At 74.2% G+C, this 13,420-nt stretch carries 15 protein-coding genes; 7 read left to right on the top strand and 8 right to left on the bottom strand.

Annotated features, from left to right (window positions below):
• Window positions 1–39: 39 nt before the first annotated feature.
• Genes ACLQ21_RS00945 through ACLQ21_RS00935 form a run of 3 tightly spaced genes read right to left on the bottom strand, consistent with a single transcriptional unit; the run spans window position 40 to window position 2,848 of the window.
• Window positions 40–870, bottom strand: a complete 831-nt coding sequence (locus ACLQ21_RS00945; RefSeq protein WP_425660548.1) for a hypothetical protein — start codon at window positions 868–870, stop codon at window positions 40–42.
• The gene (locus ACLQ21_RS00940; RefSeq protein ID WP_425660546.1) at window positions 867–1,559 is read right to left on the bottom strand and encodes a LuxR C-terminal-related transcriptional regulator; all 693 of its coding nucleotides are present in this window, start codon (window positions 1,557–1,559) and stop codon (window positions 867–869) included. The genes ACLQ21_RS00945 and ACLQ21_RS00940 overlap by 4 nt, the downstream gene beginning before the upstream one ends.
• Window positions 1,547–2,848, bottom strand: coding sequence for a sensor histidine kinase (locus ACLQ21_RS00935; protein ID WP_425660544.1), 1,302 nt, complete (start codon window positions 2,846–2,848; stop codon window positions 1,547–1,549). Before ACLQ21_RS00935 ends, ACLQ21_RS00940 begins: the two co-directional genes overlap by 13 nt.
• 204 nt (window positions 2,849–3,052) lie before the next feature.
• On the opposite strand from ACLQ21_RS00935, the gene ACLQ21_RS00930 reads away from it, so the two are divergent.
• Both ACLQ21_RS00930 and ACLQ21_RS00925 read left to right on the top strand, forming a co-directional pair.
• Entirely contained in the window at window positions 3,053–3,523 is a 471-nt protein-coding gene (locus ACLQ21_RS00930) for a hypothetical protein (protein ID WP_425660542.1), read from the top strand.
• Window positions 3,520–4,374 carry an aminotransferase class IV gene (locus ACLQ21_RS00925; RefSeq protein ID WP_425660540.1) on the top strand — a complete coding sequence of 285 codons (855 nt, stop codon included), beginning with the start codon at window positions 3,520–3,522 and terminating at the stop codon, window positions 4,372–4,374. Before ACLQ21_RS00930 ends, ACLQ21_RS00925 begins: the two co-directional genes overlap by 4 nt.
• A gap of 39 nt (window positions 4,375–4,413) precedes the next feature.
• Here the strand turns inward: ACLQ21_RS00925 and ACLQ21_RS00920 are convergent, their stop codons facing one another.
• Together ACLQ21_RS00920 and ACLQ21_RS00915 are read right to left on the bottom strand one after the other, a co-directional pair.
• Window positions 4,414–5,310, bottom strand: coding sequence for a hypothetical protein (locus ACLQ21_RS00920; protein ID WP_425660538.1), 897 nt, complete (start codon window positions 5,308–5,310; stop codon window positions 4,414–4,416).
• A gap of 36 nt (window positions 5,311–5,346) precedes the next feature.
• On the bottom strand, window positions 5,347–5,949 hold the full coding sequence (locus ACLQ21_RS00915; RefSeq protein WP_425660536.1) for a TetR/AcrR family transcriptional regulator: 603 nt from the start codon (window positions 5,947–5,949) through the stop codon (window positions 5,347–5,349).
• Window positions 5,950–6,026: 77 nt separating this feature from the next.
• Between ACLQ21_RS00915 and ACLQ21_RS00910 the strand changes: the two genes are divergently transcribed.
• A complete protein-coding gene (locus tag ACLQ21_RS00910; RefSeq protein ID WP_425660534.1) occupies window positions 6,027–7,364 on the top strand; it encodes an MFS transporter in 1,338 nt (445 codons plus the stop codon).
• Window positions 7,365–7,370: 6 nt separating this feature from the next.
• Here ACLQ21_RS00910 and ACLQ21_RS00905 read toward each other — a convergent pair whose 3' ends face one another.
• Window positions 7,371–7,694 (bottom strand): GNAT family N-acetyltransferase, encoded by a 324-nt coding sequence (locus tag ACLQ21_RS00905; protein ID WP_425660532.1) that lies wholly within the window; start codon window positions 7,692–7,694, stop codon window positions 7,371–7,373.
• 79 nt (window positions 7,695–7,773) lie between these two features.
• Between ACLQ21_RS00905 and ACLQ21_RS00900 the strand changes: the two genes are divergently transcribed.
• Complete coding sequence (locus ACLQ21_RS00900) at window positions 7,774–8,400, top strand: IMPACT family protein (RefSeq protein ID WP_425660530.1); 627 nt, start codon at window positions 7,774–7,776, stop codon at window positions 8,398–8,400.
• 7 nt (window positions 8,401–8,407) lie between these two features.
• Here ACLQ21_RS00900 and ACLQ21_RS00895 read toward each other — a convergent pair whose 3' ends face one another.
• Window positions 8,408–9,193, bottom strand: coding sequence for a fructosamine kinase family protein (locus ACLQ21_RS00895; protein WP_425660528.1), 786 nt, complete (start codon window positions 9,191–9,193; stop codon window positions 8,408–8,410).
• Between the two features lie 57 nt (window positions 9,194–9,250).
• Between ACLQ21_RS00895 and ACLQ21_RS00890 the strand changes: the two genes are divergently transcribed.
• The 3 genes from ACLQ21_RS00890 to ACLQ21_RS00880 all read left to right on the top strand — a co-directional run bounded on the left by ACLQ21_RS00890 (window position 9,251) and on the right by ACLQ21_RS00880 (window position 12,363).
• A complete protein-coding gene (locus ACLQ21_RS00890) occupies window positions 9,251–9,421 on the top strand; it encodes a hypothetical protein (RefSeq protein ID WP_425660526.1) in 171 nt (56 codons plus the stop codon).
• A 105-nt stretch (window positions 9,422–9,526) separates the two neighbouring features.
• On the top strand, window positions 9,527–12,133 hold the full coding sequence (gene valS, locus ACLQ21_RS00885; RefSeq protein WP_425660524.1) for a valine--tRNA ligase: 2,607 nt from the start codon (window positions 9,527–9,529) through the stop codon (window positions 12,131–12,133).
• The gene (locus tag ACLQ21_RS00880) at window positions 12,133–12,363 is read left to right on the top strand and encodes a hypothetical protein (protein ID WP_425660522.1); all 231 of its coding nucleotides are present in this window, start codon (window positions 12,133–12,135) and stop codon (window positions 12,361–12,363) included. Before valS ends, ACLQ21_RS00880 begins: the two co-directional genes overlap by 1 nt.
• Before the next feature lie 123 nt (window positions 12,364–12,486).
• On the opposite strand, the gene ACLQ21_RS00875 is transcribed toward ACLQ21_RS00880, so the two are convergent.
• Entirely contained in the window at window positions 12,487–13,281 is a 795-nt protein-coding gene (locus ACLQ21_RS00875) for a class I SAM-dependent methyltransferase (RefSeq protein WP_425660520.1), read from the bottom strand.
• Window positions 13,282–13,420 lie beyond the last annotated feature (139 nt).

Genomic DNA, 13,420 nt, shown 5'->3' with positions numbered 1-13,420 from the left:
CTCCCCGGTGATGGCCGGATCGATGCGTGTATGCCGATCCTACCGCGTCTCGCCGCGGAGCGAGATGCTCCCGGCGCTCACCTGCACGTCGATCGTCGACGCTGCGTCGCGGTCGTCGTCGACGTCGATCGTCGCGTCGCCGGCAGAGACATCCTGCGTCACGGCGTAGGCGCCGTCGGGGATCGAGAGCTCGATGCTGCCGGCGCTCACGTCGGCGGTGATCGATGCGGGCTGCTCGCCCGTCAGCGCGCCGATCACTCGGCCGGCGCTCACCTGCATGGTGACGTCGCCCGCAGTGGCGAGGTCGAGCCGCGCCTCGCCGGCCGACACCTCGAGGCCGAGCGACTCCGCGTCGCCCGCGAGGGCGACGCTGCCGGCGCTCAGCTGCACGAGAGCGGTACCCCAGTCGGCGTCGGCGTCGAAGCTGCCGGCGGCGACGTCGACGTCGAGGTCGAGGCCCGCGCGCTCGAGCGCTGCCGGGAGGGTGAGCACGACGTGCTCCTCGCCGTTCCGGCCGCCGAACCAGCCGCCGAAGCCGAACCAGCCCCAGCGGTGCTCGGCGTCGACCCGCAGGGTCGCGCCGTCGCGCTCGAGCCGCCAGGACTGCACAGGGCCGCCGTCGGTCGACGCGTCGAGGCGGGCCTCGTCGATGTCGTCGAAGCGCACCTCGAAGCCGGCAGCGGCGGTGTCGACGCTCAGCGCCTCCACGCCATCGACGGGCGCCGACCAGGACTGGCTCGTGGCGCTGTGCGCGGCGACGCCGCGCACGACGCCCCCGCCCACGGCGAACACGAGGCCGATCGAGCCGAGCACGACCAGCAGGATGCTGATCCACCTGCCGGGACGACGGTTGAGAGCGGTGGTGGTCATCGGATGCCTCCGGGTTCGGTGGATGCGCTGTGCGGGTCAGAGGGACCCGGCGCGTCGAGGTGGGCGAGCACGGCGAGGACCCGGCGGTTGCCGTCCTCGGGTTCGAGCTCGAGCTTCTGGAAGACCGCGGAGATGTGCTTCTCGACACTGCCCGCGGACACGTAGAGGCGGTCGGCGATCGTCTGGTTCGACGAGCCCTCCGCCATGAGGGCGAGCACCTGGCGCTCGCGCGGGGTGAGCCGCTCCATGCGGGCGTCGCGGCGGCGCCGAGCGAGCAGCTGGCTGACGACCTCAGGGTCGAGCACCGTGCCGCCGGAGGCGACCTGCTCGACCGCGCTGAGGAAGTCCGAGACGTCGGCCACGCGGTCCTTGAGCAGGTAGCCGAAGCCGGCGGGGCCGCTCGCGATGAGATCGGCGGCGTAGCGCTCCTCGACGTACTGCGAGAGCACGAGCACCCGGGGGCGGTCGCCGCGGCTGCGGATGCCGATCGCGGCGAGGATGCCCTCGTTGGTCCGCGTCGGCGGCATCCGCACGTCGAGGATCGCGAGATCCGGGTCGGTGGCGGCGATGGCGGCCTCGAGCGCGCTCGCGTCCGGCAGCTGGGCGACCATGTCGTGGCCGGCGTCCGTGAGCAGGCGGGCGATGCCCTCCCGGAGCAGGACGCTGTCCTCGCAGATCAGGATGCGCATGGGACCGTCACCTCGATCGCGGTCGGGCCCCCGGCGGGGCTGGTCAGGGTGAGCGTGCCGCCGACGCCGGCGACGCGGTGGGCGAGGCCGTCGATGCCCCCGCCGATCTGGCGCTCGGCGCCGCCGATGCCGTCGTCCTCGATGCGCGCCCAGAGGGTCGCGTGAGGGTGCGCGGCCGGCACCGTGCCGGGTTGCGCTTGCGCGACCTGGCCCTGCGCATCCGTCGGTCCGTCCGGCTCCTGCCGAGTGCGGATCGCGACGCGGATGCGGCTGGCGCGGGCGTGCTTCTGGGCGTTCGTGATCGCCTCGGCGATCGCGAAGTAGACGGCCGTCTCGGCGTCGCGGGAGCAGCGGCGGTCGAGCCGCGCGTCGACCTCGACGGGGATGGGGCTGCGAGCGGCGAGTGCGGAGACTGCGGCGTCGAGGCCGCGGTCGTCGAGCACGGCGACGTGGATGCCACGGGCGAGCTGGCGCAGCTCGGTCACCGCCGACTTCGACGAGGCGTGCGCCTCCTCGATGAGCGCCTTCGCGCCCTCGGGGTCGGCCTCGATGCGGTCGCGGGCCATGCCGAGCTGCATCGCGATCGACACGAGCCGCGGCTGCACGCCGTCGTGGAGGTCGCGCTCGATGCGCGTGCGGTCGAGGTCGGCCGCGCGCACGGCGCCGTGGCGGCGGTCGCGCTCGTCGCGGGCCTGCTGCTCGAGGCGCTCGCGGTCGTCCGGCACGAGCAGGCCGACCGTGACGTTGCGGTGCGCGATGGCGAGGCCGATCGTGCCGGCGACGCCGGCCGCGAGGGCCAGGATGCCGAGCAGCGGCGCCCACTCCACCGGAGCGGCGAAGCTCGTGAGCGGGATGGTGACGGTCTCTGCGGCGCCCAGGCCGGCGAGCGCGAGCGGCACGCCGAGGCCGACGAGGCCCAGCAGCGGCAGCGTGATGCCGCCGAAGACGCTCGCGAGGAAGAAGCTGAGGATCGCCCGCCAGTGCTGCCCGTCGGTGACGATGCGCAGCAGCCGGTGCGGCACGCGCAGCCAGTCGGTGCGCGGGGAGTCGCGGAAGACGGCGGGCGGCACGGGCGCGCGGTAGAGCCCGGCGATGCGCTCTCGCTCGAACCACGCGACGGCGAACATCAGCAGCAGCGCGAGCGCGAGCAGCAGGAAGCCGACGAGCACCACGAGAGTGCCGATGCCGGTCGCGGTGAGCACGACGATCGTGATGAGGACGGGGATGCCCATCGAGCCGAGCAGCGCGAGGTGCGCGACGGTCGCGAGGATGGTGCCGGTTCGTTGCATGGCTCCACGCTAGGTCCGCGGGTGGCCGCGCACCCGGCGGATCCCCGGAAGGCTTGCGGGGGCTATCCCCCACCCCCGTCGCCCTCCCGCCGCCCTCCGTCCGCCCCCTGCCGGTCGAGCCGCTCCGCGCGCTTCGCGCAGAGCGGGTCGAGACCACCCAGTCGCCGAGCCCCTCCCCATAGCCCCCGGCGGTACCCTCTGCGCATGATCGAGCACCGCATCCGCTCCGCCGCAGCGGCCCTCGTGGTCGCCGCCGGCCTCGTCGTGACGGGCTGCGCGAGCACCCCGCCGCCCGTCCCGACCCTCGAGTCGCCGACGCCGACCGCCGAGGAGCGCTCGCAGGCCGAGCAGTGCGCCCAGCTCGTGTCGGATGTGCAGGGCATCGCGGGCGATGTGCCGCGCGTCGCCGAGATGCTCGGCACCGACCCGTTCGGCGCGCTCGCGCTCGTCGGCGACATCTCGAACCGCGTCGGGCAGCTGCACGTGCGGATCACCGACCCAGAGCTGCTGCAGCGCATCGCGCAGATCCAGGCCGACTGGGACGCGATCGTGCAGGACGCGACCGACTCGCTCGGCTCGGGCGATCTCACGGCCATCGAGCGCATCGGCGCGTCGCTCTCGGAGCTCGGCCAGCGGGTATCCGAGCTGCAGCAGCTCTGCGTCGGCACGCCGTGAGCGCGCCGCTGCTCGCCCTGCTCGACGGCACGCTCGCCGATGTGACCGTGCCGCTCGTGCGCGCCGACGACCTCGGCGTCGTGCGCGGCGACGGCGTCTTCGACGCCACGCTCGTGCGCCGCGGCTCCGACGGCGCCGTGCACGTGCGCGACCGCGACGCCCACCTCGACCGGCTGGAGCGCTCGGCCGAGATCTTGCACCTGCCCGAGCCGGACCGCGCGGGCTACGAGCGGGCGATCGACGCGCTCGTCGCCGCGTGGGACTTCGACGCGCGGCCGGAGGCCCTCATCCGGCTCGTGCTGACCCGCGGGCCGGAGTCGGGCGGCGACCCGACGGCCTTCGCGCTCATGGCGCCGCTGTCGGCATCCGCCATCGCGGAGCGTGAGCGCGGCGTCGCCATCACGCTGCTCGGGCGCGGGCACGACGGCGACGAGGTGGCCGCGATGCCGTGGCTGCTGCCCGGCGCGAAGAGCCTGTCGTACTCGATCAACATGGCGGCGAAGCGGCACGCCGTGCAGCACGGCTTCGACGACGTGGTGTTCGTCGCGCCCTCCGGAGCGCTGCTCGAGGGGCCGACGTCGACCCTCGTCATCGACCGCGGCGGGGCACTGCTGACGCCCGCGCAGGACGGCATCCTCGCCTCGATCACGCTCGAGCACCTGATGCGCGACGCCGCCGCAGCGGGGCTCGACGTCTCGTTCGCGCCGCTGCGGCCCGACGATCTGCGCGCCGCGGACGGCGCCTGGCTGCTGTCGTCGGGCAGGCTCGTCGCCCACATCACGAGCGTCGACGGCCGACCGCTGCCGCGGTCGCCGCTCGACGCGGACATCCGCCGCATCCTCGACGTCTGAGCGGACGCGCCGCTCAGCGCGCGCCGCTGGGCCGGCGGCTCAGGAGAGCGCCGCCCGCTGCGCCGCGACGAGCGCCGTGACGGCCTCGGGCGGGGCGCCCTCGTGCACCACGCCGACGAGCAGCACGCCCACGCTGGTCGCGTCGGCGACGAGCGACTTGCCTCCGCTCTCGAGCACCACCGTGGCCGAGAGCAGGGGCACACCGCTGCCGAGCGTGCCCTCGGCGGTCTCGACGCCCTCGCAGGCCACGCCGATCGTCTGCAGCCCTTCGACGGCGGAGGCGGCGGCAGCAGCGCTCGGGTAGCGCACCAGCACGAGGTCGACAGGGCTGCCGGGCATCGTCTCGACCGCGAGTGAGATCGCCGCGGCCTCGATCGCCGCGCCGTCGCCGGCGGCGGCCACGGCAGCACAGTCGCCGCCCGCGGAGCGCGCCGCGGCGACGTGCGGCAGCGCCGCGGCGGGAGCGAGCTCGCCCGGGCCCGCCACCTCTAGCCACGGGGCGGTGTGCGAGGCGCCGGTGCTGTCGTTCCAGGTGAGCGGGGAGAGGCCCTCGGCTCGCCGCAGGAGCGCGGCGACCGTGACGGGCGCGGGAGTCGACGACTGGCTCGGTGCGGCGGAGGGGGTCGGCGCCGCCGAGGCCGTGGGAGCCGCGGATGGGGTCGGCGGCCGCGACGCGGGCGGGCTCGGGTCCGCCGTGCGTGACGGGGTGTAGTGCGCGGTCGCCACGGGAGCCTCGGGATCCGCGACGGGTGCGGCGATCGTCCCTCGCGGGGGCGCCGGTGCGGCGGCGGGCGATTGCGAGGCGGGCGACTCGGCCGTCGTGCCCGTGTCGACCGGCAGCTCCGCGGGGGCGACGCAGCCGACGAGGCCCGCACCGACGAGCGCCGCGCCGAGCACCAGCGCGGCGACGACCCCGGGGCGAGCAGCGCGCGTCATGGGCATCATGATGTGCCCTGAAGTCGCTGAACCGACTCAGCCTCGGCGATCGTTGCCGAACCGTGACGCGGCGGCGAGCGGCTCGAGCGCGGCCCGCACGACGTCGGCCGCCGGTGCACGACCGGGAGTGCTCGCCCAGGCGACGAGTGCGGCGCACGCGGCGGCGACGAGCGTGACGGGCGCGACCGCCGCGTCCGCCGACTCGGGCAGCGCGTCACGCTCGAGCGCGAGCGACAGGGCGGCGCGCTCGACGAGCGGCTGCAGCCTCGCGGCAGCGCCGTCGCGCAGCGCCTCCTCCGCCCGCATCGCTCGCGCGTCGCGGAGCACCGTCGGCGGCGTGGCGCCCCACGGCTCGACGGCGCTCGCGATCGCCGCGACGAGCCGGTCGACGGCGGCGGGCCCGCCGCCGTCCATCGCCGCGACGGCCCGCGAGATGGCCGCGTCGAGCTCGACCCACAGAGCATCGGCCTTCGAGTCGCAGTAGGTGAAGACGGTGCCGCGGGAGACGCCCGCCCGGCGAGCGATGTCGTCGACGCTCACCGCGTCGTAGCCCTGCTCGAGGAACAGCTCGAGCGCGGCCTCGTGGATCGTGGCGGCGCTCGAGGCGCGCGGTCGCCCCGGCCCCTTCTTCGCTCCCATGGGAATCCCCCTCCGGCACTATTGTTGCACTCGGTATGACAACCCGCGCCGCTGCCCGGCGCCTCCGAGGAGCTTCCGTGACCACCACATCCGCGCCCCGCACATCCACCTCGAGGGTCGCCGCCGCGGCCACGGTGGGCACCGCGCTGGAGTCCTACGACTTCTACACCTACTCGTACTTCGCCGCCTTCTTCGCCGGCCCCTTCTTCTTCTCGGCGCTCGGCTCCACGGGCGCGCTGCTGGCCTCCTTCGCCACAATCGGCATCGCCTTCGTCGTGCGGCCGATCGGAGCGGTGCTGTTCGGGCACCTCGGCGACCGCATGGGGCGCCGCAGGACGCTCATCGTCACCATCACGCTCATGGGTGTCGCGACCGGCGTCGTGGGACTGCTGCCCACCGGTGAGGGCTGGGCGATGTTCGGCGCCGTGGCGCTCGTGCTGCTGCGCATCGTGCAGGGGCTCTCGCTCGGCGGCGAGTGGGGCGGCGCCGTGCTGCTCGCGACCGAGCACGCCGACGCCAGGCGCCGGCCGTTCTTCGCGTCGCTGCCGCAGCTCGGCTCCCCCATCGGCTCGGTGGCGGCCGGCGGGCTCATGCTCGCGATGTTCTTCGGCATCGGCCCGGAGGCGATGGCCGCGTGGGGCTGGCGCATCCCGTTCCTGCTCGCCATCCCCCTCATCGCCGTCTCGCTCTACCTGCGCTGGTCGGTCGACGAGACGCCGGTGTTCAAGGCGATCGCCGCGCGCGGCGAGCGCGAGCGCAACCCCGTCTGGGCGGCGATCCGCACACAGCCGGCCGCCTTCGGCGTCGCGATCCTCGTGGCGCTGCTCGGCATCGGCTCGTACTCACTCATGAACACCTACACGATGGGCTACGGCGTCACCCAGCTCGGCTACGACGAGATGCAGCTGCTCACGGCGGCGACGATCGGCGGGCTGCTGCAGTTCGTCACCGTGCCGTTCTTCGGCTGGCTCGCGACCCGGATCGGCTCCGCGCGCGTCGTCGCGCTCGGCGCGGTCGGCACGCTGCTCATCGCGTTCCCGATCTACTGGCTGCTCGGCTCGGCGACGTTCGCGGTGCTCGTCGTGCTCATGGTCGTCGGCGGCATCCTGCCGACCGCGTCGTGGGCGGCGCTCGGCGGCACGATGCAGGAGCTCTTCCGCGGCCGCCACGCCTACTCGGCGCTCTCAGTCGCGTACGCGCTCGCCGCGGTCGTCTCCGGGTTCATCCCGTTCCTCACCGACGCGCTCGGCGTCGCGAGCGGCGGGGCGTGGTGGCACCCGGGCATCGTGCTCGCGGCGCTCTCGGCGCTCACGCTCGTCGGCGCGATCGCGGCCCAGCGGATGCGGCACCTCGGCGACGAGGATGCAGACGCCGCGCAGGCGGTCGTCGAGGACCGCGTGCCGGCTCCCGCCTGACGCGCATCAGAGCTTCGGCGGCAGCAGCTCCAGCTCGGCGGGCGTCACGCGGTCGACGCTCGCCGCCCACTCGTCGGCGTGCTTCTCGACGTACGCCTTCACGAGCGGGCACACCGCGACGATCCGCATCCCCTCGTCGCGCGTCGCCGTGAGGGCGCGCCGGATGACCTCGCTCGCGAGGCCGTGGCCCGAGAACTGCTGATCGACCACGGTGTGGAAGAAGAGGCGGCGGCCGTCGTGGTCGAAGAACTGCGCGAAGCCCGCTGCGGCGCCGTCGGCGGTGATGACGAAGCGGTCGGGGCCGGTCTGCTTGGTGACGGAGGTCTCCATGCCTCAACCCTGGCACTGCCCTCCTCGACCGGCCAGACCCGGTCGAGCCGCACGCGCTGCGGAGCGGGAGGATGGGACGGTGAGCCGGCCCACGATCGCACGGACCGCGAGCGCCGAGACGGAGATCTCGCGCTCGCGCTTCCTGGCGACCGCCCAGCGCATCGATGGGCTCGACGAGCTGGCCGAGCTCGTGCGAGCCGCGCGTCGCGCGCATCCCGATGCCCGGCACGTCTGCAGCGCCGCCGTCGCCGGTCCGCACGGCGAGGCGAGCCGGTCGAACGACGACGGCGAGCCGGGCGGCACCGCCGGCGCGCCGATCCTCTCGGCGATCGGCCACCGCGAGCTCACCGACGTCGCCGTGCTCGTCGTGCGCTGGTTCGGCGGCGTGAAGCTCGGCACCGGTGGCCTCGTGCGGGCCTACGGCGGCATCGCGTCGGCCGCGCTCGACGCCGCCGGCACGCTCGAGCGCGTGCCCGCGACCGAGCTCATCGGCCGGGTCGCGGCCGGTGATGCCCAGCGCCTCGAGCACGCGCTGCGCGCTGCGGGGCTGCTGCCGACGCTCGACTACGGCGACGGCGCCGTGCGGCTCTCGCTGACCGTCGACGACCGCCGCCTCGCCGAGGCGCGGTCGCTGCTCGCCCGCCTGGCCGTGCCGCACGAGGTGCGCGGCGGACTCGTGCTCGAGCGACCGGCCGGGGGCGCATGACCCGCGGTCAGCCGAGCGAGCGCGCCACCTCGACCGCGCGCCCCGCGTAGCCGCCGCCGAACAGCAGCGTGTGCACGAGCAGCGGCTGCAGCTGCTGCATCGGGATGCGCTCGCGCCACCCCTCGGCGAGCGGTGCCGCCTCGTCGTAGGCGGCCAGCACCGTGTCGAGGTGCGGCAGCCCGAACAGCGCGAGCATCGCGAGGTCGGTCTCGGCGTGCCCGCCCTGCGCGTGCGGGTCGATGAGCACCGCGCCGGTGTCGACGTCGCTCCAGAGCACGTTGCCGCTCCACAGGTCGCCGTGGATGCGCGCGACCGGTGGCACGCCCGCCGGTTGCGGCGCGTCGAACGCACCGTCGGCCATCCGGTCGACCGCCCGTGCCAGGGTGGCGGCTTCGTCGTCGCCGAGCCGGCCGCGCTGCACGCAGCGCTCGAGGATCGGGCGCACCGAGATGGTCGCCCAAGCCTTGCCCCACGACTCCCCTGTCGGCAGCGGCGCCAGCCGGGTGCGCGAAGAGCCGATCTCGAACGGCTCGCCCGCGCCGGGCGGCGGGCAGCAGTGCCACGGAGCGCCGCTCGCGTGCAGTGCCGCGAGGCTGCGGCCGAGCGCCTCCGCCCGCGCCGGCGTCGCCGCCGCCTCGGCCACCCGGGCGATGCGCAGCACAGCCCCGTCGAGCCAGGCCCGGGCGATGCGCGTGCCCCCGGCAACCTCGCCCTCGGCGAGCCATGCCAGCCCCGCCGCCTCCATCGCGAGCGCGTGCGGCGCCCCGGCCGGCGCCCGCTTCACCACGTCCATGCCGACACCCTGCCACCCGCCGCGAGCGCGGGCGATCGCGGCCGATAGCGTCGAGGCATGGCCATCTCGCGCAAGCCCGCCCCGCTCTGGATCTGGATCGTCGCGGCGGTGTGCTTCGCGCTCGCCGCGATGCTGCAGCGCGACGTGCTCAGCCAGGTGCTCTTCGGTGTCGCCGCCGCAGCACTCGCCCTCACGGCCGTGCTGCAGTGGCGGACGCGCCAGCGATGACGGCATCGCCGTAGACTTGAGCCCAGCACAACCAGGCATCAAGCCGAGGCCTCGGCCCGAGGATCCGGCGAGACGCGATGCCGCGCACATCGAAAGCGAGACGCCATGAGCGCCATGCCCACGTCCGGGATGCCAGCCACCCCAGGAATGCCGGACCGCCCCGCCCTCGAGGGGCTCGAGGCCAAGTGGGGAGAGCGCTGGGAGGCGTCGGGCACCTACCGCTTCGATGCCGCCGACCTCGACCGCGACGCGATCTACTCGATCGACACGCCGCCGCCCACCGCATCGGGCTCGCTGCACGTCGGCCACGTGTTCTCGTACACGCACACCGACCTCGTCGCGCGCTTCCAGCGCATGCGCGGCAAGCACGTCTTCTACCCGATGGGCTGGGACGACAACGGCCTCCCGACCGAGCGCCGCGTGCAGAACTACTACGGCGTGCGCGTCGACCCGACGCTCGCGTACGACCCCGACTTCACGCCCCCGCAGCACGGCGGCGAGGGCAAGAGCTCGAAGGCCGCCGACCAGCAGCCGGTGTCGCGCAAGAACTTCATCGAGCTGTGCGAGCGCCTCACCGAGGAGGACGAGGAGCGCTTCGAGCACCTCTGGCGCACGCTCGGCCTCTCGATCGACTGGTCGCAGACGTACCGCACCATCTCCGACGACGCCCGCCGCACCTCGCAGCTCGCGTTCCTGCGCAACTTCGAGCGCGGCGAGGCGTACCAGGCGGATGCGCCCACGCTGTGGGACGTGACGTTCCGCACCGCCGTGGCGCAGGCCGAGCTCGAGGACAGGGAGCAGCCCGGCGCGTACCACACCATCGTCTTCACGAGCCGGGACGGCGACCTGCGCGTCGACACCACGCGGCCCGAGCTGCTGCCCTCGTGCGTGGCCGTGGTCGCGCATCCGGACGACACCCGCTACCAGCACCTGTTCGGCACCACCGTGACCACCCCGGTGTTCGGCGTCGAGGTGCCGTTCGTCGCGCACGAGCTCGCCCAGATCGACAAGGGCACCGGCGTCGCGATGATCTGCACCTTCGGCGACGTCACCGACGTCACCTGGTGGCGCGAGCTGCAGCTGCCGAACCGCTCGGTGATCGGCTTCGACGGCCGCTTCGCCGCCGAGGCGCCCGACGCGCTCTCGAGCGACGCCGCGCGGGCCGCGTACGCGCAGCTCGCCGGCAAGACCGTCTTCAGCGCGAAGAAGGCCATGGTCGAGCTGCTGCAGGAGGCGGGCCGCACGATCGGCGACGCGAAGCCGATCCAGCACCCGGTGAAGTTCTACGAGAAGGGCGACAAGCCGCTCGAGATCGTCTCCACGCGCCAGTGGTACATCAAGAACGGCGGCCGCGACGAGGCGCTGCGCGAGCGGCTCGTCGAGCTCGGCCGCGAGATCGCCTGGCACCCGGAGCACATGCGCACCCGCTTCGAGAACTGGGTGCACGGCCTCAACGGCGACTGGCTCATCTCGCGCCAGCGCTTCTTCGGCGTGCCGATCCCCGTCTGGTACGCGCTCGACGACGAGGGCCAGCCGGACTACGACCGCGTGCTGCTGCCGACGCCCGACCAGCTGCCGCTCGACCCGACGAGCGACGTGCCCGAGGGCTACGACGAGTCGCAGCGCGGCGTGCCCGGCGGCTTCGCCGGCGAGGTCGACATCATGGACACCTGGGCGACCTCGTCGCTCACCCCGCAGCTCGCGGGCGGCTGGGCTGCCGGCGCCGACCTGTGGGAGAAGCTGACGCCCTTCGACCTGCGCCCGCAGGGCCAGGACATCATCCGCACGTGGCTCTTCTCGACGCTGCTGCGCTCGATGTTCGAGGACGGCAGGGCGCCGTGGAAGCACGCGGCGCTGTCGGGCTGGATCCTCGACCCCGACCGCAAGAAGATGTCGAAGTCGAAGGGCAACGTCGTCACGCCGCTCGGCATGCTCGAGGACCACGGCTCGGACGGCGTGCGCTACTGGGCCGCGTCGTCGCGGCTCGGCGTCGACGCGACGCTCGACCCGCAGAACCCGAAGATGATCAAGATCGGCCGCCGCCTTGCCATGAAGGTGCTGAACGCGGCGCGCTTCGTGCTCTCGATGGAAGGCGAGCCCGGCGAGGTCACCGAGCGGCTCGACCGCGAGATGCTCGCGGAGCTCGCCGCGGTCGTCCGCACCTCGACGCGCGCGTTCGAGGGCTACGACCACGCGAAGGCGCTCGAGACGACCGAGGCGTTCTTCTGGACGTTCTGCGACGACTACCTCGAGCTCGTCAAGGAGCGCGCCTACTCGGGCGACCCGACCGGCCGCGGCTCCGCGATCGCGGCGCTGCGCACGGCGATCGACGTGCAGCTGCGACTGCTCGCCCCGTTCCTGCCGTTCGCGACCGAGGAGGTCTGGTCGTGGTCGCACGACGACTCGATCCACCTCGCCGCGTGGCCCGAGGCGAGCGAGCTCGCCGCGGTGCCCGGCATGACGGATGCCGGCGCGACCGGCATGCTGTCGGCCGTCGGCCAGGCGCTCATCGGCGTGCGGCGCGCGAAGACGGATGCGAAGGCGAGCCAGAAGACGGCCGTCGCCTCCGCGGTGATCGCCGTCCCCGCGGCGCTGCGCGAGCACCTCGAGGCCGCCGCGGACGACCTCAAGGCCGTGGGACGCATCCGCGACCTGTCGATCGTCGAGGGCGAGTCGCTCGCGGTCGGCGAGATCGTGCTCGAGGAGTTCTGATGCAGATCGGGACCCGCTGGTCGGTCGGCGGCGAGGCGCCGCAGTCGGTGCCGCTCGCGATGCGCGCGGCGATCGACGACGAGGAGCGCACGCTCGCCGAGCTGGGCGCCGACACGTCGAGCTGGCGCTGGACCCTCACGTGGCTCGAGGGGCAGCCGGTCGTCGAGCTCGACGACGGCACCACGATCCGCCTCGACGGCGACGACGTGCTGGTGACGCGAGCCGACTGACACCCGCCTCGCCGCCGGCACGCGTGGCCGCAAGAGTGGCGGGTAGTCGCAGTCGTGGCGCGCCACTCGTGCAACAGCCCGCCCCTTTGGTTGCGCGGGGCGGGTGGCCGGAGCGGGCGGGGATCAGCCGCTCGCGAGGATCCAGCCGTGCAGCATGGCCATCCATCCGTCGTCGTCAGCCGCCCATGCGGCCCACGCGGCCGAGATCGCCTCCCGCTCGCGCGCATCAGCGAGCCCGTGCCGCTCCGTGCCATCCGCGAACGCGGAGTGGAGCGCCCGCTCCCGCCATTGCCCGCCCCAGAACGCCCTGCCGGCGGGCGACTCGAAGCACCACGTCTCGACATCGGTCTCGATCTGGGCGAAGCCCGCGGCCCGCGCCCAGGCCTTGAGCTTCGCGCCAGCGTCGCCGTCGCCGCCGTTCGCCGCCTGCAGCGTGCCCATCAGCTCCCGCCAGCGGGCCAGCTCGGGGCTGAGCGGATGGATCGTCGTCGCCGAGTAGACGACCTCCCGTGCCGCCACGACGTCGCCGATCGCCCTCCACGCGACGAGCGCTGCGACGGGGTCTCCGAGGTGCTGCAGCACCTGGTGCGCGTGCACGACGTCGTACCGCTCCCCCGGCGCCGGGGCGTAGGCGTCGCCGACTCGGAACTCCACATTGGTCACGCCCGCCGTCGCCCCGGCCTCCCGCGCGGTCTCGACCACCTCCGCGCTCGCGTCGATGCCGACGACGGTGCCGCCGCTGCCGACGCGGCGCGCGAGGTCGATCGTGATCGAGCCGGGTCCGCAGCCCACGTCGAGCACGCGCATCCCCGGCCGCAGCAGCGGCGATAGGTACGCCGCGGAGTTCGCGACCGTGCGGGCGGCGTGCGCGCCGACGACGCTCGCGTGATGGCCGTGGGAGTAGGTGACCTGCGCCATGGCGCGAGTCTAGGACTGCCCGATCCAGCAGGATCCTCAACGTCGCGGGGGGGGGGGGGGGGGCGACCAGGGGCCGCGACACCCCCCCCCCCCCTGTGTTCGCGTGCCGGGGTTGGGGGGGGGGCGGTGCGAACCCCGA

The organism is Agrococcus sp. DT81.2, from assembly GCF_049844935.1.
Lineage (GTDB): Bacteria > Actinomycetota > Actinomycetes > Actinomycetales > Microbacteriaceae > Agrococcus.
The sequence above is the reverse complement of the archived record's forward strand: the minus strand, read 5'-3'. Positions and strand labels throughout refer to the sequence as shown.